At 65.3% G+C, this 22,375-nt stretch carries 14 protein-coding genes; 8 read left to right on the top strand and 6 right to left on the bottom strand.

Features of this window, described 5'->3' with window-relative positions; translation table 11 throughout:
- Positions 1 to 48 precede the first annotated feature (48 nt).
- A complete protein-coding gene (locus ACXJKC_RS03760) occupies positions 49 to 4,791 on the bottom strand; it encodes a DUF4082 domain-containing protein (RefSeq protein WP_456695334.1) in 4,743 nt (1,580 codons plus the stop codon).
- Between the two features lie 199 nt (positions 4,792 to 4,990).
- On the opposite strand from ACXJKC_RS03760, the gene ACXJKC_RS03765 reads away from it, so the two are divergent.
- Both ACXJKC_RS03765 and ACXJKC_RS03770 read left to right on the top strand, forming a co-directional pair.
- A complete protein-coding gene (locus ACXJKC_RS03765) occupies positions 4,991 to 5,593 on the top strand; it encodes an acyltransferase (RefSeq protein WP_456695595.1) in 603 nt (200 codons plus the stop codon).
- A 3-nt stretch (positions 5,594 to 5,596) separates the two neighbouring features.
- Positions 5,597 to 6,661 (top strand): LCP family protein, encoded by a 1,065-nt coding sequence (locus tag ACXJKC_RS03770; RefSeq protein WP_456695335.1) that lies wholly within the window; start codon positions 5,597 to 5,599, stop codon positions 6,659 to 6,661.
- 13 nt (positions 6,662 to 6,674) lie between these two features.
- On the opposite strand, the gene ACXJKC_RS03775 is transcribed toward ACXJKC_RS03770, so the two are convergent.
- Positions 6,675 to 7,544, bottom strand: a complete 870-nt coding sequence (locus ACXJKC_RS03775; RefSeq protein ID WP_456695336.1) for a glycosyltransferase — start codon at positions 7,542 to 7,544, stop codon at positions 6,675 to 6,677.
- A 59-nt stretch (positions 7,545 to 7,603) separates the two neighbouring features.
- Here ACXJKC_RS03775 and mfd point away from each other — a divergent pair, with 59 nt between their 5' ends.
- Together mfd and ACXJKC_RS03785 are read left to right on the top strand one after the other, a co-directional pair.
- Positions 7,604 to 11,107, top strand: coding sequence for a transcription-repair coupling factor (gene mfd / locus ACXJKC_RS03780; protein ID WP_456695337.1), 3,504 nt, complete (start codon positions 7,604 to 7,606; stop codon positions 11,105 to 11,107).
- A 129-nt stretch (positions 11,108 to 11,236) separates the two neighbouring features.
- On the top strand, positions 11,237 to 12,796 hold the full coding sequence (locus ACXJKC_RS03785) for a diguanylate cyclase (RefSeq protein ID WP_456695338.1): 1,560 nt from the start codon (positions 11,237 to 11,239) through the stop codon (positions 12,794 to 12,796).
- A gap of 3 nt (positions 12,797 to 12,799) precedes the next feature.
- Here the strand turns inward: ACXJKC_RS03785 and ACXJKC_RS03790 are convergent, their stop codons facing one another.
- Genes ACXJKC_RS03790 through ACXJKC_RS03800 form a run of 3 tightly spaced genes read right to left on the bottom strand, consistent with a single transcriptional unit; the run spans position 12,800 to position 16,080 of the window.
- Positions 12,800 to 13,372, bottom strand: a complete 573-nt coding sequence (locus ACXJKC_RS03790) for a 1-acyl-sn-glycerol-3-phosphate acyltransferase (protein ID WP_456695339.1) — start codon at positions 13,370 to 13,372, stop codon at positions 12,800 to 12,802.
- Positions 13,373 to 13,381: 9 nt separating this feature from the next.
- Positions 13,382 to 14,914: a class I adenylate-forming enzyme family protein gene (locus ACXJKC_RS03795; RefSeq protein WP_456695340.1), complete on the bottom strand. Its 1,533-nt coding sequence runs from the start codon at positions 14,912 to 14,914 to the stop codon at positions 13,382 to 13,384.
- 11 nt (positions 14,915 to 14,925) lie between these two features.
- Positions 14,926 to 16,080 carry an acyl-CoA dehydrogenase family protein gene (locus tag ACXJKC_RS03800; protein ID WP_456695341.1) on the bottom strand — a complete coding sequence of 385 codons (1,155 nt, stop codon included), beginning with the start codon at positions 16,078 to 16,080 and terminating at the stop codon, positions 14,926 to 14,928.
- A gap of 176 nt (positions 16,081 to 16,256) precedes the next feature.
- Here ACXJKC_RS03800 and ACXJKC_RS03805 point away from each other — a divergent pair, with 176 nt between their 5' ends.
- From ACXJKC_RS03805 to ACXJKC_RS03820, 4 genes are read left to right on the top strand one after another with little or no spacing between them, the layout of a single operon-like run.
- Positions 16,257 to 17,483 (top strand): aspartate aminotransferase family protein, encoded by a 1,227-nt coding sequence (locus tag ACXJKC_RS03805; RefSeq protein WP_456695342.1) that lies wholly within the window; start codon positions 16,257 to 16,259, stop codon positions 17,481 to 17,483.
- A complete protein-coding gene (locus ACXJKC_RS03810) occupies positions 17,480 to 17,890 on the top strand; it encodes a Rid family hydrolase (protein WP_456695343.1) in 411 nt (136 codons plus the stop codon). The genes ACXJKC_RS03805 and ACXJKC_RS03810 overlap by 4 nt, the downstream gene beginning before the upstream one ends.
- A complete protein-coding gene (locus tag ACXJKC_RS03815) occupies positions 17,891 to 19,045 on the top strand; it encodes an NAD(P)/FAD-dependent oxidoreductase (RefSeq protein ID WP_456695344.1) in 1,155 nt (384 codons plus the stop codon).
- A gap of 33 nt (positions 19,046 to 19,078) precedes the next feature.
- Positions 19,079 to 20,569: an aldehyde dehydrogenase family protein gene (locus ACXJKC_RS03820; RefSeq protein WP_456695345.1), complete on the top strand. Its 1,491-nt coding sequence runs from the start codon at positions 19,079 to 19,081 to the stop codon at positions 20,567 to 20,569.
- Here the strand turns inward: ACXJKC_RS03820 and ACXJKC_RS03825 are convergent.
- The gene (locus ACXJKC_RS03825) at positions 20,556 to 22,115 is read right to left on the bottom strand and encodes a PucR family transcriptional regulator (RefSeq protein ID WP_456695346.1); all 1,560 of its coding nucleotides are present in this window, start codon (positions 22,113 to 22,115) and stop codon (positions 20,556 to 20,558) included. The genes ACXJKC_RS03820 and ACXJKC_RS03825 overlap by 14 nt on opposite strands.
- Positions 22,116 to 22,375: the final 260 nt, after the last annotated feature.

The raw sequence follows: 22,375 nt of genomic DNA on the forward strand, positions 1-22,375 counted from the left end.
GTGCCCCCCTATCGACTTGCAGCTCAGCGCTGTGCCGTCAGGGCGGGGTCATGACGCGCCTCGGAACACCACATCGACGAAGTAGTTGGTCGAGTTGTACGACCCGGTTGGGAACCCGCCGGAGGGGCCGTAGAAGTAGAGGCCGTTATTGCCGGCCCGGGCCGAGAGCGGCCCAGCGGTGTAGGTCGTGTTGAAGAAGGCAGGAGTGCCCGAGTAGCGACCTACCGGTGCGAAGTAGGAGACGACATACGTCGTACCTGCGGTCACGGCAACAGGCGTCGACAGCGAGGCGGTCTGCCAACCGCTGGCGCTCTCGCCGGTGAACGTGACGGTCGCGAGCTTGGTGCCGCCGGCCGACCACAGATTGCCGACGTGGGTCCCGGTGTTCCCACTGCCCTTGTAGAACCTGATGCCGGTGACAGTGCCTGCGACCGACGGGGTGAAAGCAGTCCCGAGCTCGACTGCGCTGCTGTCGCTGATCGACGGGATCGTCGGAATCAGATCGTCGAAGAGCGAATATGCGGTCGAACTGGTCGCCTCGGTGTGGAACGTCCAGGTCTGCGTCGCCAGGACGGCGCCGTCGGTCGACACGACGCCGCTGAGTGTGACCGTGATATCGGAGTCGGCGGGCAACGGGCTCGTGGGCTGGAACGTCACCTGGGTCTTGTCGCTCGACAGTGAGGTGGTACCCGCAACGCTGGCTGAACCTTGTCGCACGGTCAGGGAGTAACCGGCGGCGACAGGCGCAGACAGCGTTGCGGTGATCTTGGACGACCTGACGACGTCGGTCGCTCCCGGGGACGGGCTCTGCCCGGTCATGGTGATCTTCGGCTGATCGGCGATGAACGACACGTCCACGAAGTAGCTCGTGGAACCCCAGTCGTAGAGCGGGAATCCGCCGCTGGCGCCATACAGGTAGCGGCCGTTCTTGCCTGCAGGACCGGTCAAGTCGCCATTCGTCAACGAGTTGGTGAACAGGCCCGAGGTGTACGAATAGTGTCCCTGCGGGGCGAGGTACGAGACGAGATACGTGGTTCCGGCCGTGACGGTCACGGGCTGGGCGAGGTTGGCGGTCTGCCAACCGGTTGGGGTTTCGCCTGTGAACGTGACCGAACCCAGTTGCTGACCGGTTGAACTCCAGATCCGGCCGACGTGGGTTCCGTTGTTGCCGGTGCCCTTGTAGAAGCGGATCGAGGTGATCTTTCCGTCCTTGGCCGGTGTGAACACCGTGCCGAGCTCTACCGCCGAACCTTCGTTGGCAGCCGCGGTGGCCGGGACCTGATCGCTGAACAGCGACTGGGGCGCGGCCCCGCTGGTGGCGGCCGTTCTGAAGGTCCAGGACGTGGGACTCAGTGCTGCGCCGTCCGTCGAGGTGACGCCGGCGAGCGTGACCGTGATGACGGTGTCGGACGGCAGCGCCGACGAAGGTTTGAAGGTCAGCCTTTTCGCATCCGCGCTGAGCGTCGTGGTGCCGGCGACGGTGGTCGTGCCCTGTTTGACCGCCAGGGTGGCACCCGGCCGGATCGTCTCGGTGAACCACACGCTGACATCGGTGGACCGGGCGACATCGACGGCGCCGGAGGGCGGGTCCTGTGCGGCGATCGCGATCTGTGCGGCGGGACGTTCGAACACGACGTCGACGAGGTAGGAGGCCGATGTCCTGGCGTCCGGGAAGCCGGTTCCGTACGTGTATGAGCCGCCGTTGGCCGGGGTGCGCAGCGGCGAGCCCGCGACAGCCGAACCCAGAGCGTCCGGGGTCACGGAGTATTTCCCGGCAGGTGCCCGATACGAGGCGATGTACTCGGTGTCCTTGGCGATCGCGACCGGTTGGCTGAATGTCAGTGTCTGCCAGCCGCTGCTGGACTCAGCGGCGAAGGTGCCCTCTGCGAGCTTGGTTCCGGTGCTGCTCCACAGGGTCCCGGTATGTGCTCCGGTGTTATTGGGTCCCTTGTAGAACTTGACGCCGGAGATCGTGCCTGCGCTGTCGGAGGCGAACCGGACCCCGAGTGTGACCGGTGCGGGATCGGCGGCCTCCAAGACCGTGGGGACGGTCGAGTCATTGAACAGGCCGCACGGGCAGACTCCGGGTGCCGGAGTCGGCTTGGCCGTGGTGAACGACCATGTCTTCCCGGTCGTGACCGGATTGCCCTGAGCATCTACGCCACCGGCCGTCGCGGAGTACTTGACGAAGCCGCCCAGTGCCGATGACGGCGTGAACGTCACGGTACGACTGGTTGCGTCGTAGGCGGTGCTGCCGGCCACGGCTACTCCATTGGCGTCCTTGAGCGACAGAGTCGCGGTGGAGGCCGTCACGGGTTTGGAGAACGTTGCGGTGACCTTCGTCGTCGTGGGGACGCTGGTCGAATCCGCGAGTGGCCATTGCGTCACGACGGTCAATGGCGAGGTATCCGTGGACGTGAACATCGCGTCCACGTAGTAGTTGCTGTTCTGGTACGACAGGTTCGGGAACTGTCCCGCATTGCCGTACACCCCGGCCGGAGTGGCACCGAATCCACCGGCAACGGAGAAGGGCCGCGCATCAAGCCCCTGCGCGGTGAAGGCATTCGCGGCAGCCGCATAGCGTCCGTTGGGCGCGGTGTACGAGATGACGTAGTCGACGCCCTTCGTGACAGCCACGGCCGATGAGAAGTTGGCCTGCTGCCAGCCGGTTGCGGTCTCGTTCGTGAACGTGACTGTCGCCAGCCGCTGTCCGGCGGCGCTCCACAGCGAGCCCGTGTGTGTGCCGGTGTTGCCGGTGCCCTTGTAGAACCGCGCGCCGGAGATGAATCCGTCGATCGTGGGCGAGAATCGCAGTCCGAGCTCGACAGGGTCGGGGTCGTTGGCGGCAGGATTGGCCGGCACCTCGACCCCGAACACGGTGCAGGAGCAGGTCACGGTCAAAGGCCTACTAGTCGCCGTCCCGATATTGGCACTGTCGTCGATTGCACGAGCACGCAGAGTCGTGCTTGCACTGCCGTGCTGGATGTATGAGTACGTCCACGACGTCGTTCCGGTCGCGGGGTGCCACGTTTGGCCCTCATCGGTCGACACCTCGACGCCGGCGACGACACCGCCGATGTCGGCGGCCGTGCCAGTTGCCGTGACCCGGGTGCCGTTCGCGATCGATGCGCTTGCTGCCGGTGTGGAGATACCCGCGGTCGGCTTGGTCGTGTCAGTCGACTTGGTCGCAGCGGTCAGTGTGGCGTCGAGCGTCGTGGGTTGTGCGCCCATGTCCGCGAACAGGTTGACCTGAGCCTGCTGCATGCGGCGGTCCGCGGGCGCACCGTTCCCGTCGTGGGTCGCGTCCAGACCCCAGGTCCACTGGATCGATCCGGCCGAGAAGACCAGTGCGCCGCTCGCCGCGCGGTACATCGTCACGTGGTGGGTCGTCGTGCCCGGCGCGACGGTGCTGCCGTAGTCCTGCAAATACTGCGGTGCGGGTCCGGTCGTCGTGGAAAGCCGAACCAGGCCAGCAGGTCTGGACCCGTTGTCGAGATCCTCGTTGGACTCATATCCCACGGTGTGCGGTGCCAGCGCGGTCTTCGTGCCGGCCGCCATCGACTGGAGTCCGGAGTTGCGCCACAGCCGGAGCTTTCCTTCGGCAGCGCTGACAGTCACGGGTAGGTCGGTGTCATTGGACATGTACATGGTTCCGGTCAGCCCGTTCTCAGGCACGCCGCCGCCCTTGTCCTTGGGCGCGTAGCGGGGATCGCGCCACGTGCCGGTCCATTCGGCGGACGGGTCGATCTTGTCGTTGGCCCAGGTCTCCTTGTACGACGTCAGGGTGCGGTAGGCGGTGTGGCCCGCATCGCTGGAGGTTTCGTAGCGGGTCTTCCAATAGACCTCGTTGCCGCTGAGGAACATCAGGTTGACCCCGGCGTCGCGGGCCGCCTCGACATTCGCGCGCTGGGCCTTGCTCCAGTACTCGTCGTGTCCCATCGACACGAACGTCTTGTGGTTCTTGAGCAGGGCGCCGTTGCGGTCGGAGTCGACTCCGGCGATATAGCTGACGTCGTACCCGTTCTTCTCCATGAACCGGACGAGGGGGTACTCGGCGCTGAAGTAGAAGTCACGGGCCTCGGTGCCGTCGCGGGTTGCGAACGGCCGGTTGTAGCTCAATTTGTAGGCACGACCATTGCCTGCACCGCGATAGAAGTTCGATCCGCCGTAGACGTTGTAGGCCTGCCAGGTCGGATCCGAGGTCTGCGCGACGATGGCCGAGGTACTGGAGTCGTCGCGGACGATGAACGTGATGTGGCTGACGCCGCCGGTGTCGGCACGACGCAGCCTGGCGATGTAGACCCCGGAGACCGCCGAGCTCGGAACGTTCCAGGACGCCGAGACGCCCCAGTTGCCGCAGTCGTACAGCTCGGTGCTGACATCGGTGATGCATTGGGGTTGGCGCTGAGGGAGCGTCGCCGACGGCGTGACGGTCGTGATCTTGCGAGCCCCGGCGCCGCCGTAGTAGCCGGTCCGGTAGATCGTCACGGAGTAGGCCGAGGCGCTGGTGTCGATCTTGAAGTCGACTCGGCTTCCGACGTTGACGCTGATGTCGGTGGCGTAGCCCTGGATGTCCTCGTCGCCGGCACCCTCGATGTCCCATTCGCTCGGAGGCGATCCCGGCTTGCTGTTCTCGCACGAGATCTTGTTGCCGGAGGCGCCGCAGGGATCGATGGCCGCAGACGACGATGTGGTCGTGAGCGCAGTCAACAGTCCGGCGAGCAGCAGCGTGCAGACGAACACCGCAAGGCTTCGTGCCGGTACTCGGCTCACGGGCTTGTTGTTCGACATGGCGGCCTCGGATCTTGGTCAGTGAACTGGATCCACGGCTAAGTCGATTGCCTCATGGATCGATGTGGCTTCTGCCAGAATCGCCACACTTCGGCGTCGGCGACAGGTGTTTGCCGAACCAATCTTTGGACCGGCTCCAGATTTGACGTTGCTTTCACGATCGCGAGGAGTATTTGCCTATGAGGCAAATATGAGTGACCTGCGATCTGGGCGGATTGTCGACAGTGCAGACGTCGACGAACGTGCCGTGGTGGGCGAGGACACACAGGTCTGGCACCTTGCACAGGTGCGCGAAGAAGCACGGATCGGTGCGCAATGTGTCATCGGTCGGGGTGCGTACATCGGGCCCGGGGTCACGCTGGGAGACCGTTGCAAGATCCAGAACCACGCCCTCGTCTACGAGCCGGCGGTTCTGGCCGATGGCGTCTTCATCGGCCCTGCCGCAGTACTCACCAATGACCTCTTCCCACGAGCCGTGACGCCGGCCGGAGAGCTCAAGGACGCGCAGGACTGGGATGTCGTCGGCGTGGTGATCTGTGAGGGTGCCTCGGTCGGTGCACGTGCGGTGTGTGTCGCGCCGATCACGATCGGCCGCTGGGCCATGATCGCTGCCGGCTCGGTCGTCACCAAGGACGTCCCCGATTTCGCCCTGGTGGTGGGTGTTCCGGCCCGCCGGGTCGGGTGGGTCGGTCGCGCCGGCGTGCAGCTCGACGAGCTCGACGGGCAGATGTACCGGTGTCCCCGAACCGGCGAGACGTACATCGTTCGCGACGGGCTGCTCGTGGAATCAGCGACGGACTGAGGCGTGACCGTGCTCATGAAGGTGGGCCAGGAGCCCAGTCGAAAACGGCATCCGGTGCGAACCTTCCTGGTTTCGGTCCTGTCCTGCATCCTGGTCATGGTGCTGACTCTTGTCGGCGCGGCTTTGTACTTCCAGCACCGATTGACGAGCCAGATCAACCGCATCGACGACGTGTTCGTAGGTCTGCCGGACCGTCCGGCCAAGCCCCCGGGAGAGGCCGCGAATGCGGTCAACATCCTGCTGCTCGGCACCGATCGCCGTTCAGACCAAGCCACCACCGGCACGAATGCGTCGGCCCCCGCGTGGGTCCCTGGTGCCCAGCGTTCCGACGCGATCATGATCCTTCACATCGACAGTGACCGTCGTGGGGCCTCTGTCATCTCGATCCCTCGCGATTCCTGGGTCAACATCCCCGGACAGGGGCCGGCCAAAATCAATGCAGCGTTCTCGCACGGGGGCCCGGCCCTCGCGGTGCGCACGATCGAAGCGGTCACCGACATCCGGATCGACCACCTCGCGGTGATCGACTGGGATGGCTTCCGGGCGTTGACCGACGCATTCGGAGGAGTGACTCTGGACGTGCCGGCCACGGTGCACGACCGATATCGGGACATCACCTGGACGGCTGGTCGGCATCGGATGAACGGCGATGAGGCGCTCGACTACGTGGGACAACGTGCGGGCCTGCCGGGCGGTGACTTCGACCGGATCCATCGACAGCAGTACTTCCTGCGCACCTTGCTCGATGAGACGTTGAGCCAAGAACTGATCAAGAAGCCCCGGACGGCGTACAAGATCCTCGATCTGCTGACGGAGAATCTGTCGGTCGACAGCCAGTGGTCGGTCGGGAGCATGCGGAGCCTGCTGCTGTCGCTGCGTCATCTGCGATCGGCGGGTATCGAGTACCTCACGGTGCCGCTCGACGGCACCGGCATGGAGGGTTCGCAGAGCGTGGTCTACCTCGACTGGCAGGCCAACGAGGAGCTGTGGACCGCGCTGCGAGAGGATCGGGTCGCGGACTGGCTTGTCGCGAATCCCGCCAGCGCGGTGCCCGACTCGGTGAGCTGAGCGGCGAAGCGTTTCAGCCGCGTGAGGACTCATCCCGCTGCCAGGTCGTGAAATCTCCTGCCGCGATGTATCGACGGGCCCGGAACCGGGCGATTGCGGTGATGAAGATGAAGACGCCCAGGCGGGGAATGAGGGAGGGGCGCTGTCTCGCCAACTGCAGCAACGTCGCCTTTGTCGTCACCGAGTCCTGACGGCGTATGCCCAGCTGTCCCGCCTGCGCATTGCCGGCAGCGACCCGGATCCGTCGGCGTAGTAGGTCATTGACCGTGCGAGGGGGCCGCACGGTCACCGTGGCGGTGTCGACCACCACACGTTCGGCAGCGCTGAAGGAATCCGAGACAGCCAGATCGTCGCTCATGACGTTCGGCAGGGCGTTCACGCGTTCTTGCGCTTCCCGGCTCAGGGCGAACGCACCCCGGCCGAAGAGGCCGTCCCTGACCTGCGGGAGTTGCTCCCACACGTCGTAGTACCAGCGCACGAGCAGGCTGCAGCCGTCGCGGGGAATCACCCGACGGGGTGCGGTGGCAAGTATTCCCGGACGGGCGAGGGGCTCGAGCAGGCGGAGCAGATCCGACCCGGACAAGGTGACGTCGGCGTCCAGGTGGACGCGCGGGAACACGTCACTGGCCGCATTGCCGGCCCGGACGGCGGCCGTCTTGGACGGCTCGGGAAGCTCGATGACGCGGACGGAGTCGGCGAAGCCGCGGGCCACCTCCGCGGTCCGGTCGGTGCAGCCATTGGTCACCACGATGATGTCGAGGGCGTGGGAGCCGTCGAGCAGGGCCGTGAGATTGCGCGCGATGCCGCGCTCCTCGTTGTGGGCCGGGATCACCACGCTCGCGATGAACCCGTGACCGGGGTCCGATGGCAGCACATTGCTCACGCTGCCATCGTGGCACGGGTGTTCGTCAGATTGTCGTTGAACGGTAGATTGCCTGGGACATGACACTGATGCCTCTTGCGACTCTCGTAGCCACTGAGCCGACCGTTTCCGAGGTGCTCGCCGACCGCGCCAGCGGCGTCAAGACCCTGGCGGTCCAGGCACCTGAGCCGGTGCGTCCCTTCCTGACGTATGCGCTCGCCCAGCAGTCGACCGTCGTCGCGGTGACGGCGACGGCGCGCGAAGCCGAGGAGCTGACAGTTCAACTCGGTGAACTCGTCGGTCCCGACGACGTCGCCTACTATCCGGCGTGGGAGACGCTGCCGCACGAGCGGCTCTCGCCTCGATCCGACACCGTCGGACGGCGTCTTGCGGTGTTGCGCAGGCTCGTGCACCCGACCGCTGCCGGTACCGCATCGGGCCCGTTGCGAGTCATCGTCGCCCCGATCCGCTCTCTGCTGCAGCCGCAGGTCAAGGGCCTGGCGGACCTGGTACCCGTCGAGCTGCACAAAGGCGATGAGATCGAGCTCGACCAGGTTGTCAGCGACCTGGCCGCAGCGGCCTACTCGCGCGTCGATTTGGTGGAGCGTCGCGGTGAATTCGCGGTTCGTGGCGGCATCATCGACGTCTTCCCGCCGACCGAGGAGCATCCGCTCCGTATCGAGTTCTTCGGCGAAGAGGTCGATGAGATCCGACGGTTCGCGGTGGCGGATCAGCGCACACTCGAAGAGGTCGACCAGGTCTGGGCGCCACCATGTCGCGAGTTGCTGCTGACCGACGAGGTGCGGGCCCGGGCAGCCGAGCTGGCGGTGGCTCACCCGTCGTTGGCCGAGATTTTCACCAAGCTGTCCGAGGGGCATGCGGTCGAGGGCATGGAGTCATTGGCTCCGGCGCTGGTTGACGAGATGGAGTCCCTCGCCTCGCTGTTGCCTGCCGAATCGGCGATCCTGCTGATGGATCCTGAACGGATCAAGGCACGCTCGGCCGACCTCGTGGCGACGAGCGAGGAGTTCTTGCAGGCATCGTGGGCCGCAGCCGCAAGCGGAGGCGATTCACCGATCGATCTGGGCTCTGCGGCCTTCCACACACTCGAAGATGCGCGTCTCGAAGTACTGGCCCTCGGCCACAGTTGGTTCAGCCAATCGCCGTTCGGCCTCGACCCCGAGGAAGGCACTCGGGTCATCGACATCGAGGCCGCGGCGGCCTACCGCGGCGACATGAGCGCGGCATTGGCCGATATCGTCCGGTGGACCGAAGCCGATATGCGTGTTGTCTTCGTGGCTCCCGGTCACGGCCAGGCGCAGCGGACCGTCGAATGGTTGGCCGACAACGGCGTCGCCGCGACCCTTGACGACGAGGTGACCGGCCCGTCGAGACGGGTCGTGCAGGTCAGCCTCGGCGAGCTGGCGCACGGATTCGTCTCCGAGCCGCTGGCCTTGGCCGTCATGACCTATGACGATCTCGTGGGTCAGCGGGCCGCCGACCGCACCGAACGCAAGATGCCGGCCCGTCGGCGTAAGCAGGTCGACCCGCTCGAACTCAAGCCCGGCGACTTCGTCGTGCACGAGCAGCACGGCGTCGGCCGTTACGTCGAACTGATGCAGCGGGTCGTGCAAGGCGCCGCGCGCGAATATCTGGTCATGGAATACGGGGCGTCCAAGCGAGGCCATCCGCCCGATCGGCTGTTCGTCCCGATGGACCAGCTCGACCAGATCAGTCGCTACGTCGGCGGTGAGTCGCCCTCACTCGACCGGCTCGGCGGCGCCGACTGGACCAACCGCAAGAACAAGGCCCGCAAGGCGGTCAAGCAGATCGCCGGAGAGCTGATCAAGCTCTATGCCGCACGACAGGCCACCAAGGGCCATGCCTTCGGCCCCGACACCCCGTGGCAGGCCGAGCTCGAGGATGCGTTCGCGCACGTCGAGACGCCAGATCAGATGATCACGATCGACGAGGTCAAGCGCGATATGGAGCGCACTGTGCCGATGGACCGTCTGGTCTGCGGCGATGTGGGCTACGGCAAGACCGAGATCGCGGTGCGTGCGGCGTTCAAGGCGATCCAGGACGGCAAGCAGGTCATCTTGCTGGTGCCGACGACGCTGCTGGTGCAGCAGCACTATGCGACGTTCGCCGAACGCTTCGGGCAGTTTCCGGTCACCATGAAACCGCTGTCGCGGTTCCAGAGCGAGAAGGAGTCGAAGGAGACTCTCGCGGGCCTCGCCGACGGCTCGATCGACATGGTCATCGGCACGCACCGGCTGTTGCAGCCAGGTGTGCGCATCAAGGACCTGGGACTTGTCATCGTCGACGAGGAACAGCGGTTCGGCGTCGAGCACAAAGAGGCCATGAAGATGCTGCGCGCCGCCGTCGACGTCTTGTCGATGTCGGCGACGCCCATCCCGCGCACGCTGGAGATGGCGATCACCGGCATCCGGGAGATGTCGACGATCGCGACCCCGCCGGAAGAACGGCATCCCGTGCTGTCGTTCGTCGGCGCATATGAGGACCGGCAGGTCATCGCGGCGATCCGCCGTGAACTGCTGCGTGAGGGGCAGGCGTTCTACATCCACAACCGGGTGCAGAGCATCGACAAGGCCGTCGCCCGCATCAAGGAACTCGTACCCGAGGCGCGAGTTGCTGCCGCGCACGGCCAGATGGGCGAGCACCAGCTCGAAGAGGTCATGGTCGACTTCTGGGAGAAGCGCTACGACGTGCTGGTCTGCACCACGATCGTCGAGTCGGGTCTCGACGTGTCGAATGCCAACACCATGATCATCGAGCGCGCCGACACCCTCGGTCTGTCGCAGCTGCATCAGCTACGAGGCCGGGTGGGCCGCTCGCGCGAACGCGCCTACGCCTACTTCCTGTACCCGCCGGAGAAGCCGCTGAGCGAGACCGCGCACGACCGGCTCGCGACGATCGCGCAGCATTCCGAGCTCGGTGGCGGCATGGCCGTGGCGATGAAGGACCTCGAGATCCGCGGAGCCGGCAACCTGCTGGGTGGCGAACAGTCCGGCCACATCGCCGACGTCGGCTTCGATCTGTATGTGCGGCTCGTGGGCGAGGCAGTCGCGGAGTTCCGCGGCGACGCCGAGCCTGAGCGGGAAGTCAAGATCGAGTTGCCGATCGAGGCACATCTGCCGCACGACTACGTGGGCAGCGAGCGACTCCGACTCGAGATCTACAAGAGACTCGCCGACGTCCGGGCACTTGCCGATGTCGACGAGATCCGCGCCGAGTTGGTCGACCGCTATGGCGAGCCGTCGGAGACGGTGGACGTCCTGCTCGACGTGGCGCGCCTGCGCGTACGCGTGCGAGAGGCAGGGCTCACCGAGGTCACGGCGGCCGGGTCGAATATCCGGTTCGCTCCGATGGTGCTGCCAGACTCCGCGCAGATGCGTCTGCAAAGGATCTACCCACGCAGCACCTACAAGGTCGCCGCCGAGATCGTGCTGGTTCCGCGACCCAAGACCGCTCCGGTGGGTGGCAAACCCTTGGTCGGGCGCGAGCTGCTGGAGTGGACCCGCACGGTCATCGACACGCTGATCCCACCGGCGTCGTCCTGATCTGAAGAACCGCCGCGCGGTAGTCGCCAGGATCACAGTGAAAAATTTTGCCGTTCTGGCCTCGGGCGGTCAGTTCGTGCTTAGGCTTGGTCCGGATCCGGGTCGCAATACGTTCAGGGAGAGACAGCCGTGCTGATTGCCGAAGCAGTCGGCTCTGTCGCGGCCTTCGCCCTTGCCGCGCTGACCTGGATCCTGCATCGGCGTGATTCAGGCGGCAAGCTGCTCGGCACCGCGTTGACCGCGCTGGGCGTCTGGTTCGCGGCGTTGATGACCGCGCAGATCATCATGCCGGACCCCGTCGCGGCCGACTCGGCCGGGATCGAGGCGTACCGCCTGGTCACCGGACTGATACTCGCCTCCGTCTCGGTGGTGTGCGGCAGTTTCTTCGGGCTCTGCCTGAAGATCGGCGCGAGGAGTTCTTCGGCGATCCTGCGGGTGCTGGGCATCGTGGTCGCCGTCGAAGTGACGGTCGTGCTGATGTCTTCGGCGCTACCACGCATCAAGGGGTGGACCGGATCCATCGAGGACGGGGAGGTCGTCCCTGGGAGCTTGTTCGTGCTGCACACGGCGTTCTGCTTCCTGCTCGCGATCGGTGCGATGTTGGTCCTGGTCAGCCGATGGGACGCCTTCGACCGAGTGACGAAGCGTCGGTGTGCCGGAATCCCAGTGCTGATCGCGGCGATCATCGCCAACGAGATCGGCCAGTACGGTATGACGCCGTTCCTGGCGCTGCTCGGGCTCGCCACGGCCTATCTCGCGCAGTTCCGGCTGGGCTGGGGCACACAGGTCCAGCTCGGCCGCTCCTTAGTGGCAGATCAGCTGGCTGATCCGATGATCGTGGTCGACAACGACGGCCAGGTGGTCGATGCGAACCACCAGGCGCGCAAGCTGTTCGGTTGGGTCGGCAGCCCACGGTCGATCGCTGATGTCCTCGGCGAAGACTTCCAACTCAACGAGCAGCATGATTCTTTGGTGACACTCAACCGATCCGGTGGGCACATCGACATGATCGTGCGGTCGACCCGCGTGACCCACCGTGAGGATCTCCTGGGGTGGGCCGTCACGCTCCGCGACATCGATTCACTGGTCTATCGGCAAAATGATCCGGCCGGCGACTATCGCATGCTCCGTCGTCGCCGCGGGGATCAGCGCACCGGCAGCGAGAACCTCGCGGTCCTGATGCGCCACGATCCTCTCACGGCGGCATCCAACCGGATCGCGTTCGAGAGTGTCCTCGAAGCGGCCGTGGCGTCGAGCCGCAAAGACGGAAACGGCCTCCAGGTCCTGATGCTCGACATCGACAGGTTCAAGACCATCAACGATCAGCACGGCCACCTCGCGGGCGATGTCATCTTGCGCGAAGTTGTCGATCGGGTCGCGGGTTTCATCCGGGCCAATGAGATGATCGCGCGGTTCGGCGGTGACGAGTTCGTCCTGCTGCTGCGTCGGAGTTCGGCGGACGCGGCTCGGGCCACCGCCGAGGCAATGTGTGCCATGGTCGCGGCATCGCCGGTCATGGCCGATGCCGAGCTCGACGTCACGGTCAGCATCGGAGTGGCCGGATTCTCCGGAGACGGCGCCGAAAACGGTGCGAGTCTGCTCGCGGCAGCAGATCAGTCGATGTACCGGGTCAAGCGGGCCGGTGGCAATGGCGTCGGATGGGGCTCTGACATCTTCGCATCGGGCTGAGGTTCACGACTGCGGTGGGAGTTCTTCGCGCAGCCGTGGCGGAGTCGCGTTCTTGGGTCGGATTCCGTGCTTGTCGGCGAAGAACGCTCGCACGATGTCCATATCGGCGGTGACGTCCTCGGAGGCGTGGAACGTCGGCCCGAATCCCATGGTCTTGGTCGGCGGGTCGAAGAAGGCCAAGGTGATCGGCAGGCCGGTCTCCCTCGACAGGCGCAGGAAGCCCGACTTCCAGTACTCACCCTTCGAGCGGGTGCCCTCCGCGGCGAGAATCAGCCGGAACGGCTCACCGTTCTTGGCCTCGGAGGCCAGCTCGGTGACGACCCTGCTGGCGTTGTCGCGGTCGAGAGGCACCCCACCGAAGAGCCGCAGGATCCAGCCGAGCGGCCCTTTGAATAACTGCTTCTTGACCAACACCCGTGGATGCGCGCCGTCATTCCACATGACCAACAGCATCGTGAAGAAGTCCCAGTTGGAGGTGTGGGGGGCACCGACCAGGATTCCGCTCTCGGGGACCTCGCCGACCATGCGGTAGCCGATCAGGCGGGTCGTGCCGCGGGCCAGCCGCTGTCGGATCATGCGGGTACCTTATCCAGTGGCCAGCTGCTGCCGCAGAGCGACTCGGTCGATCTTTCCCAGCGGGGTGCGCGGGAACTCGTCGACGACCCTGGCCCGTCGAGGGTATTTGTACCCGCCGATGTGATCGCGGGCGTATGCCACGACATCCTCGGCCACGAGGTTGTCACTCGACGTCGTCACGAATGCGACGACTTCCTCGCCCAGCGTGTCGTGTGGTTCGCCGACGACGACCGCCGCCTCGATCGTGGGATGTTCGAGCAACGCCGACTCGATGTCTGCGGGATAGATGTTGAAGCCGCCTCGGATGATGACGTCCTTGCTCCTGCCGACGATGAACAGATTGCCGGCCTTGTCGAGGTAGCCGATGTCGCCGGTGTGCAGCCACCCGTCACGGACAGCTGAGGTCGTCGCGCCTTCTTCATCACGCCAGTAGCCCTGCATCACGAACGGTGAACGGCAGACGATCTCGCCACGCTCTCCCGGTGGCTGCACGGCATCGTCGGCGTCGACGATACGCAACTCGCAATCGGGGACGGCCCGGCCGACCGAGCCAGGCACGCCTTCTCCGAGCCGGGTTCCCGTCACGAGCGCCGATGACTCGCTGAGCCCGTAGCCCATGCGCAGCTCGACGTCCGGGAACGCCCTTTGGAAGGCCTGCCGGGTCTTGTCGGGTAGCGGCGCAGACCCGCACACCGCGAACCGCAGGGTCGAGATGTCGACGTCCTCCTGCGACTCGGCGACCAATGACTCCACCGCCGCCGGGACCAGGCAGAGCTCGTCGACCCGCTGTTCGTCGACGAGACGGAGTGCATCTGCCGCGGAGAATCGGCGCATGAGGACGCGCAAGCGAGGCTCTTCCCAGTGCCAGTCGGCCACGGTCATCAGGAGGCCGAATGCGTGCGACATCGGCAATGGCATCAAAGAACGGTTGACGTGGGAGTCGGCCCAGATCTGCATCCGGCTCCGGCCGGCCGACCAGAGATTGCGATGGGTCAACAAGACGCCCTTGGACCGCCCCGTCGTCCCGCCGGTGAAAAGCAAGGCAGCGATATCGTCGTCACGCACACCATCGGCCACGGGACAAAGCGGCATGTCGTCGACGGTCGAGAGATTGTGCACGCCCTCGGTCTGCAGATCGAGATCCAAGGTGACGACTCGGGGCGGCTGCCGGGTGCGTCCTACCGCGAGCTGCACATTCGACAGCGCCCCGGCTTCGGTCACGACGACGGCCGGCTCACTCGATTCCATGACCCGCACCAGATCGCGCACCGACGACATGACCACGAGCGGAGTGATGATCGCTCCGATGCGCCAGGCAGCGAGGTAGAACCAGCTGATCTCGGGCCGGTTCTGGGCCACGATCAGCACCCGGTCGCCGCGGGTCACCCCGAGCTCTGTCAGGAGCGTTGCGATGCGCGCACTCCGGTCGAGCTGATCGTGAAATCGGAACGATCGGCCCTCGAACACCAGGGACTCATGATCGCCGAGTCGCTCGAGCGTCTGCTCGGGCAGCCGGCTCAGGTGCATGTGTGAAGGATTCATGAGTGGGCCGCTCAGACGAATGCGTTGACGCCGGTGACCGCGCGAGCGATCAGCAGCTGTTGGATTTGGCTCGTGCCCTCGTACAGGGTCATGACGCGGGCATCGCGCATGTACTTCTGCACCGGGAACTCATCGACGTACCCGTATCCGCCGAACACCTGTATCGCGGCATTGGCGGCTCTGAGGGCGGCCTCGCTCGCGAAATACTTGGCCGTGGACGCCGCCGACGTGAAGTCCTCGCCACGTTCGAGCAGATCTGCTGCCCGCCACACCAGGAGGCGGGCAGCGTCGAGGTCGACCGCCATGTCGGCGATCATCGCGGCAACCAGCTGGAATGAGGCGAGCTGGCGGCCGAACTGGGTGCGTTCGGTGCTGTAGGCAGAAGCCGCATCCAGACAGCCCTGGATGATGCCGACGCAACCGGCGCCGACCGAGATCCGGCCCTTGCCCAATGCCGACATCGCGATCCGGAAACCCCGGCCCTCCTCGCCGAGCATCGCGCTGCGCGGTACGACGACGTCCTCGAAGCTCAGCTCGGCCGTCGCCTGGCCGCGAAGGCCCAGCTTCCCCTTGATCTCCCGTCGGGTGAAGCCGGGCGAGGAGGTGGGGACGAGGAAGGCCGTCACCCCGCGCGGTCCGGGTTCGCCGGTGCGGGCGAACACCAGACAAAGATCGGCCCAGGTGCCGTTCGTGATGAAGATCTTCGAACCGTTCAACACGAAATCGTCCCCGCGCTGCACCGCGCGCATCGTGAGACTGCCGGCATCCGAGCCGGTTCCGGGTTCGGTCAGGGCGAAGCAGCCGATCAGATCGCCTGCTGCCAGGCCGGGAAGCCACTGCTGTTTCTGTGACTCGGAGCCGAACGACAGGATCGACTTGGCCACCAGCCCCAGAGACACCGAGACGATGCCGCGGACGGCCGAGTCGGCGCGGCCGAGCTCTTCCATCCCCAGTGCGTAGGTGATCGAGTCGCACGGGACCCCGCCGTACTCTTCAGGGATCGTCATGCCGAGGAAGCCGATGCGCCCCAGCTCCGGCACGAGTCCGACGTCGACTTGTTCATCGCGATCCCATTGAGCCCGGTGCGGCACAACATGGGTGTCGAGGAAGTCACGCGCAGTACGACGGAATGACTCCTGTTCCTCGGTGAGAACCAGTGAAACCACGAAACGTGCCTCGCAATCAGATGGGAGATGAGCGTCCGCTCAGGATGTCGAGACACGGTTGCAGGTGTCAACGGATCCACGGTTGTGCCCAGCCACAGTGTTTGGCCGATCTTCATGCTGCGGCCCAGTTGTCCCGGATGGGCCGAAATCGGGACTGTGGTGACATGCCCGATCCGATGTCTGAAACGAGTTCCAGTGCCTACGACGCTCGCGCGCTGGCGGTCCTTCCCGGCGGTACCACGCGCGGTCTGACGGCGATGATCCCCCTGCTGCCGAGAGCCGTGTACGGCGAAGGCTATGAAGTCGTGGGCGAGCGCGGACAACGGTGGATCGATCTGAACAACAACTTCACGTCCTTGATCCACGGGCATGCGCACCCCGACGTCGTGAAGGCAGCAGCACAAGCCCTGTCGGCCGGTCCCTCGTTCGGCATGTCGACGATCGCCGAGATCGAATTGGCCGAGCTGCTGGTCGATCGAGTGCCGTGGGCGACTCAGGTCCGGTTCTGCAACTCCGGGACGGAGGCCGTCATGGCGGCGGTCCGGGCGGCGCGCTCGCTGACCGGTCGGGACAAGATCATGCTGCCGATGCCGTCGTATCACGGTTCGGCCGACCATGTCCTTCCTGCGCTCGGCGGATCGGCGCTCAACGGGGTGCCGCGCGGAGTTCGAGGCGACACACTGCTGGTGGAACCCGGCGACCTCGGTGCGCTGGAAGCGGCGTTCGCGGCACATGGCGAGGAAGTGGCAGCATTGGTTCTGGACCTGGTCCCGAGCCGCGCCGGCGCTCGACCGGTCAGCCCCGAATTCCTGCAGCGTGCCCGGGAGCTCACAACATCGGCCGGGGCGTTGCTCATCGTCGACGAGGTCGTGACATTCCGCCACGACTTCGCCGGAATGACGGCGGGGCACTTCGGCGTCCAGGCCGATCTTCTGGCCGTCGGCAAGATCATGGGCGGCGGCTTCCCGGTCGGGGCGGTGTTGGGCACCCCCGAGGCGATGGCGGTCTTGGATCCGCGCCACGGATCGACGATCTTTCACGGTGGAACCTTCTCCGGCAATCCCGTGACGATGCGGGCCGGAATCGCCGCGATGGAGCTTTACGACCAAGCAGCCGTCACGAGGCTCAACGGCCTGGGCGATCGCCTGAGGGGTGCGATCTCCGACGACGCCGAACGACTCGGCTGGAACGTCACCGGATTCGGTTCGATCGTCAAGATCGTCCACGACACCGCGGCAGCACCGTCGGACTGGCAGGTTCAGCTCTGGTGGGCTGCGGAGCGACGGGGAGTGCTGATGATTCCCGGCACCATGAGCATGTGCATGTCGACACCCATGGACAACGACGTCGTCGACACCGTCGCCGAGCGGATTCTCGAAGCGTTGCGTGAGGTGACCCAGTGAGCGACCCCGTGAGCGCCGCTGAAGAGGCACCCGTCGACTGGCATCGCGTCATCGGCTTCAGCCGGGTTCGCCGGGTCGGCCCGCTGGTGCTGGTGTCAGGCAGCGGCGGCGTGGATGCCGACGGACGGTTTCCGCCCGATGCCTATCGGCAGACCGTCCTCGCCCTGGAGTCGGTGCAAAGGAGCATCGAGTCTGTCGGCGCCGACAAGGATCATCTGATCGGCACGCGCATCTTCGTACGCGATATTGGGGATTGGCAGAGTGTGGGCCGAGCTCACGGTGAGATGCTCGGACATCTCGCCCCGACCTTGACGATGGTGCAGGCAGCCCTCGTGGATCCCGGCATGTTGGTGGAGATCGAGGCAACCGCATGGGTGTCGGACTCCTATGAACCAGGAGGTAGCTAGATGGCAGCGCAACGCAAGATCGTGGTCGTGGGCGGGGGAGTGCTGGGGCTCAGCTGCGCCCTTTCGCTCGCGAAGCGACCCGACGTCGAGGTCACCCTCGTGGAGAAGAACCATCCGGGCTCGGGCTCGTCGGGTCTCGCGGTCGGGATGGCTTCACGTCAGCAAGGTGACGTATTGGGGCTGACGATCGCGCATCGTGCCTATCAGCTGCTCGAGGATCTCGAAGAGAACTATGGGCTGAATCTGCGTCGTATCGGCTACTTCACGCTGACCCGCACGCAAGCCGATGTCGAGAACTTCCAGGTCACGGCACAACGCCAAGCCGATCTCGGCTGGGCCGAGTCGCGGGTCGTGACGCTCGAGGAGCTGGCGACGATCTGCCCGCCGTACGTGCCGCCCGCCGATGCGACGGGTGCGGTGTGGGACGAGCACGCGTTCTACATGGACGGCAATGAGCTCTGTGCCTCCTTGGTTCAGGCCTTGCGCGACGCCGGCGGGACTGTTTTGACACGTACCGAGTTCCTCGGTCTGGAGCCGTCGAGCGGCGATGCCAAATATCGCGTCGTGACGTCGGCCGGCGATCTGGATGCTGACGTGTTGGTCAACGCGACAGGTGCCTGGAGCCGGGAGGTCGGAGATCGTTCCGGCACCGCGGTCCCGGTCCTCAACGAGCGTCACGAGGCCTACATCTTCCGGGTGCGCAATAACGATCACCCTCTGCCGATGATGCTCGACTTCATCCCGGGCTCGAAGATGGGCGAGGGCCTGTACTTCCGTCAGGAGGGACCCGACCGTCTGATTGCCGGTATGCATTCGAGCAATCTGCTCGGCCCGGACGAGAGCGATATCGAGAACTACTCGCAGCGCCTCGATGAGGAAGCCTCAGAGCGGGTCTTCGGTCTGCTGACCGAGGTGCTGCCCGATCTGGAACTCGGTTTCGAGGGTGGCTGGTGTGGTCTGTATCCGCATCACCCGAGCAATGGATTCGTTCTGGGTCCGCACCCCGAAAACCCCGACATCATCATCGGCGTGGGACTCGGCGGCCGTGGTCTCGGCCCCGGTGTCGCCCTCGGCGAGATTCTCGCCGATTGGGCCGCTGACGGTACCCCGACGCGGATCCCGGGCGCGGTCGCGTATGCGCCGCAGTCCAGCTGATTCCCACTGATTCCCCACGACCTGGAGGTCACCATGAGTACGACGTTCACCGATTGGCGCGACAAAGTAGCGCTTTCCGACCAGCTCACGACGAGCTTCTTCGGCGGCCGGCGCGAAACCCATCACAGCGATGAATCATTCACGGTCGTGACACCTATTTCGGGTGAGAATGTCGCGGACGTGTCCGCGGCCGGTATCGCCGATGTCGATCGCGCGGTCAGCGCGGCTCGGACCGCATTCGAGAACGGTTCGTGGACGGGTCTGTCGCCGCGACAGCGCAAGCAGATGCTGTTCACGTTCGCCGAGGTCATCCGCTCGCATGCCGATGAGCTGGGCGCCTTGATAACCCTCGAGATGGGCAAGCCACTGGGCGTCTCGACCTGGGAGGCCGGGGCGGCTGCGGCTCACCTCGAATGGTTCGGCGAGCTCGTGGATCACGACTACGGTGATGTCGCGCCGCTCGGTCCGGGCGCCTTCGGGACGATCACCCGGGTGCCGATGGGCGTGGTGGCGGCGATCGTGCCCTGGAACTTCCCGCTTCTGATGGCGGCGTGGAAGCTTGGTCCCGCACTGGCGACCGGTAACACGGTTGTGCTCAAGCCGGCTGAACAGTCGCCGCTTTCGGCGCTCCGGTTGGCCGAACTCGGCGCAGAAGCTGGATTGCCCCCTGGTGTCTTCAACGTCGTCGCCGGTACCGGCGAAGTCGCGGGCAGGGCACTGGCGGAGCATCCTGACGTCAATGCCGTGACGTTCACCGGATCGACCAAGGTCGGTCGGTTGATCATGGGCTATGCCGCGAGTTCCAATCTGAAGCGGGTGTCGCTGGAGCTCGGCGGCAAGTCGCCCAATATCGTGCTCGCGGATGCGGCCGATCTGGGCGTCGTGGCGGCCCAAGCCGCTGCCGGGATCTTCGCCAACACCGGCCAGCAGTGCGATGCGGGTTCACGTCTGATCGTGCACGAGTCGATTGCCGATGAGCTGATCGAACGCGTCGTCGCCGAATCAGCCGGATGGCAGCCGGGCAATCCATTCGAAGCGGGGGTCAATCAGGGTCCGGTCGTCGATGCTCAGCAGCTCGACACGATCCTGGCCTACATCGCGACGGCGCAAGATGACGGCGATCAGCTCGTTTCGGGCGGCCGACGTGCTCTGCAGGAGTCGGGCGGGTTCTACGTCGAGCCGACGGTCTTCCGATCGCCGTCCAACGGCACCCGGTTGGCCCGCGAAGAGGTCTTCGGACCGGTGCTCTCGGTCATCACGTTCTCTGACGAGGCGGAGGCTGTACGTATCGCCAATGACACCGAGTACGGCCTCGCGGCCGCGGTCTGGACCTCTGATGTGACCAAGGCACACACGATCTCGGCGCAATTGCGTGCCGGCCAGGTGTGGGTCAACGCGTACGACGCCGGTGACATCAGTCTTCCGCACGGAGGCTTCAAGTCGTCGGGCTTCGGACGCGACAAGTCCAAGTACGCGATCGACAACTACACCGAGCTCAAGAGCACGTACTTCAGCTTGGCCTGAGGCCTCGGCCCTGTCGGTTGCCACGGACCCGGTTGGGTTCGGATACGACCTCACTCGCCGACAGGGCCAGCCACAGCTGGGAGCGATCACGAAGCGAATTGAGATCGCGGCCGGTCAGAGCTTCGATCCGCTTGAGCCGGTACGACAGCGTGTGCTTGTGGATGTGGAGCTGGTCAGCCGCGGACTGCAGACGTCCTTCGTGCGCGAAGTAGACCTCGAGCGACGTCATGAGCCCGGCATCGCGTTGCTCGTCGTACTCCAGGATCGGACCGAGCGTGTTCTTGACCAATTGCGTCAAGGCCGGGGGATCGGCAGGAAGCCACTGGGCCCACTCCTCCTCCTCGGCGCGGAAGAAGCCGATGTTCCCGTCGGCCTTCTTGCGACCGTGCCGCTCGGCCCAACTGGCCTCCCGCCTGGCCACGGCGGCATCGATCAAGGAACCTCGGACGGCCGAGACCCCGACCTGGATCGGCAGATCTGCTGCCAGCTCGTCGAGCAGCTCGATATCGTCGGCCCGCATCGCGACGAGAGTTCGTTCATTCTCGGTCAGCAGCAGGTGGGTCGTACCCCGGTCGACGAGCTGGTGATGGATCTCCCGGTCGACCTGGTACTCGATCGGAGCCGAGGGGTCGACGCTGATCGCGGCGAGGACGAGTCCGTGCTCGAAGTTGGTCCCCCAACCGTCACGTGAGTCCTGTGAGCGTTGGGAGGGATGGGCGCCGTGCAGATAGCGACCGAGCAGCTCGGCACCTTTGCGGCGGACGACCTCGCGTTCGCTGTACAGACTCGACACGTCGAGGCGGGTGATGGTTTCGATATGACGGAACGTCCCTAGCCCCGCGGCCGGACGATCGGGTCGCTCTTGTGCGACCAGGAATCCGGCCAGACGTTGCGCAACCGTGATGGGGCACGCATATCCGTTGGGGATCGCCAGCGAGGTCCATCTGGCATCGCTGGGTTTGGTCTGTTTGACGTCTTCGAGCAGTTCCGGCGGTAGATCCTTGAAGCCCGACATCAGGGCCTTGCCCCGAGTCGAGACCACAAAGAGCTCGTAACCGGTGATCTTCTCGATCTGCTGGAACCGGCGCCAAGGCTCCATGTCTTCGTCTCGGGGAGCGAGCGTTTCGAAAACCCGGATCGCGGTCACGAGCTTTTGCTGGACTTCGCCGGCATTGGCCGCGGCGACGAACTTGACGATCGGGAGATGGGCCGTCTCACGCGGGACGCGCAGGACCGGGAAGGCGAGCTCGTTGGCTTCGGCGAGGAACTCGTCGCAGATCGGCGGTCCGAGGAAGCCCATGGCCAGGCCTGCGGCGTGATGGGTCTCCAGTCGACGCAGGAACTCGATCTGCTCGTCCGGCCCGGCTGGAAAATGCACACCCGTGACGATGACAAGCTCGCCGCCGTCGACCCAGCCGCCGGGATCGGCGACGTCGAAGACATGTGCCCAGGTGACCGCCCGGTCGAGGCCGCGTTCGCCTGCCAGCAGTTCAAGCTTCCAGGACGTGATCTCGGCCAGGTCGCCGACTGTCACCTGATGCGCCATGGTCAGCTCCTCGGTGCCGCGAGTCTTACGGACGCACCAGTATGTGTGTGACGTGAAGAGTTCGCCATTGTGTCGATGGCCCATTGTATGGTCCGTGCTTGTGCCAATGGCCAGGAAGCGGGATAGCCGACTGCCCCGATTGCTCGAGGAATCCGGCTTTCGGGCTGGTCGCTCGTCATGTTGTTGGCCAGCAAAACGGCGAGAGTTTGGTCTCGGGGACAGTGGAGGGGGTCGTCGGCGTCTACGTAGCATCTGGCCAT

The sequence above is a fragment of the Aeromicrobium sp. P5_D10 genome (assembly GCF_054049535.1).

What these genes read in the sequence shown, in the direction of transcription:
- ACXJKC_RS03805 (WP_456695342.1), top strand. Translation starts at nt 16,257, where the DNA reads ATGTCTGAAACGAGTTCCAGTGCCTACGACGCTCGCGCGCTGGCGGTC.
- ACXJKC_RS03815 (WP_456695344.1), top strand. Translation starts at nt 17,891, where the DNA reads ATGGCAGCGCAACGCAAGATCGTGGTCGTGGGCGGGGGAGTGCTGGGG.
- mfd (WP_456695337.1), top strand. Translation starts at nt 7,604, where the DNA reads ATGACACTGATGCCTCTTGCGACTCTCGTAGCCACTGAGCCGACCGTT.
- ACXJKC_RS03825 (WP_456695346.1), bottom strand. Translation starts at nt 22,115, where the DNA reads ATGGCGCATCAGGTGACAGTCGGCGACCTGGCCGAGATCACGTCCTGG.
- ACXJKC_RS03795 (WP_456695340.1), bottom strand. Translation starts at nt 14,914, where the DNA reads ATGAATCCTTCACACATGCACCTGAGCCGGCTGCCCGAGCAGACGCTC.
- ACXJKC_RS03820 (WP_456695345.1), top strand. Translation starts at nt 19,079, where the DNA reads ATGAGTACGACGTTCACCGATTGGCGCGACAAAGTAGCGCTTTCCGAC.
- ACXJKC_RS03790 (WP_456695339.1), bottom strand. Translation starts at nt 13,372, where the DNA reads ATGATCCGACAGCGGCTGGCCCGCGGCACGACCCGCCTGATCGGCTAC.
- ACXJKC_RS03760 (WP_456695334.1), bottom strand. Translation starts at nt 4,791, where the DNA reads ATGTCGAACAACAAGCCCGTGAGCCGAGTACCGGCACGAAGCCTTGCG.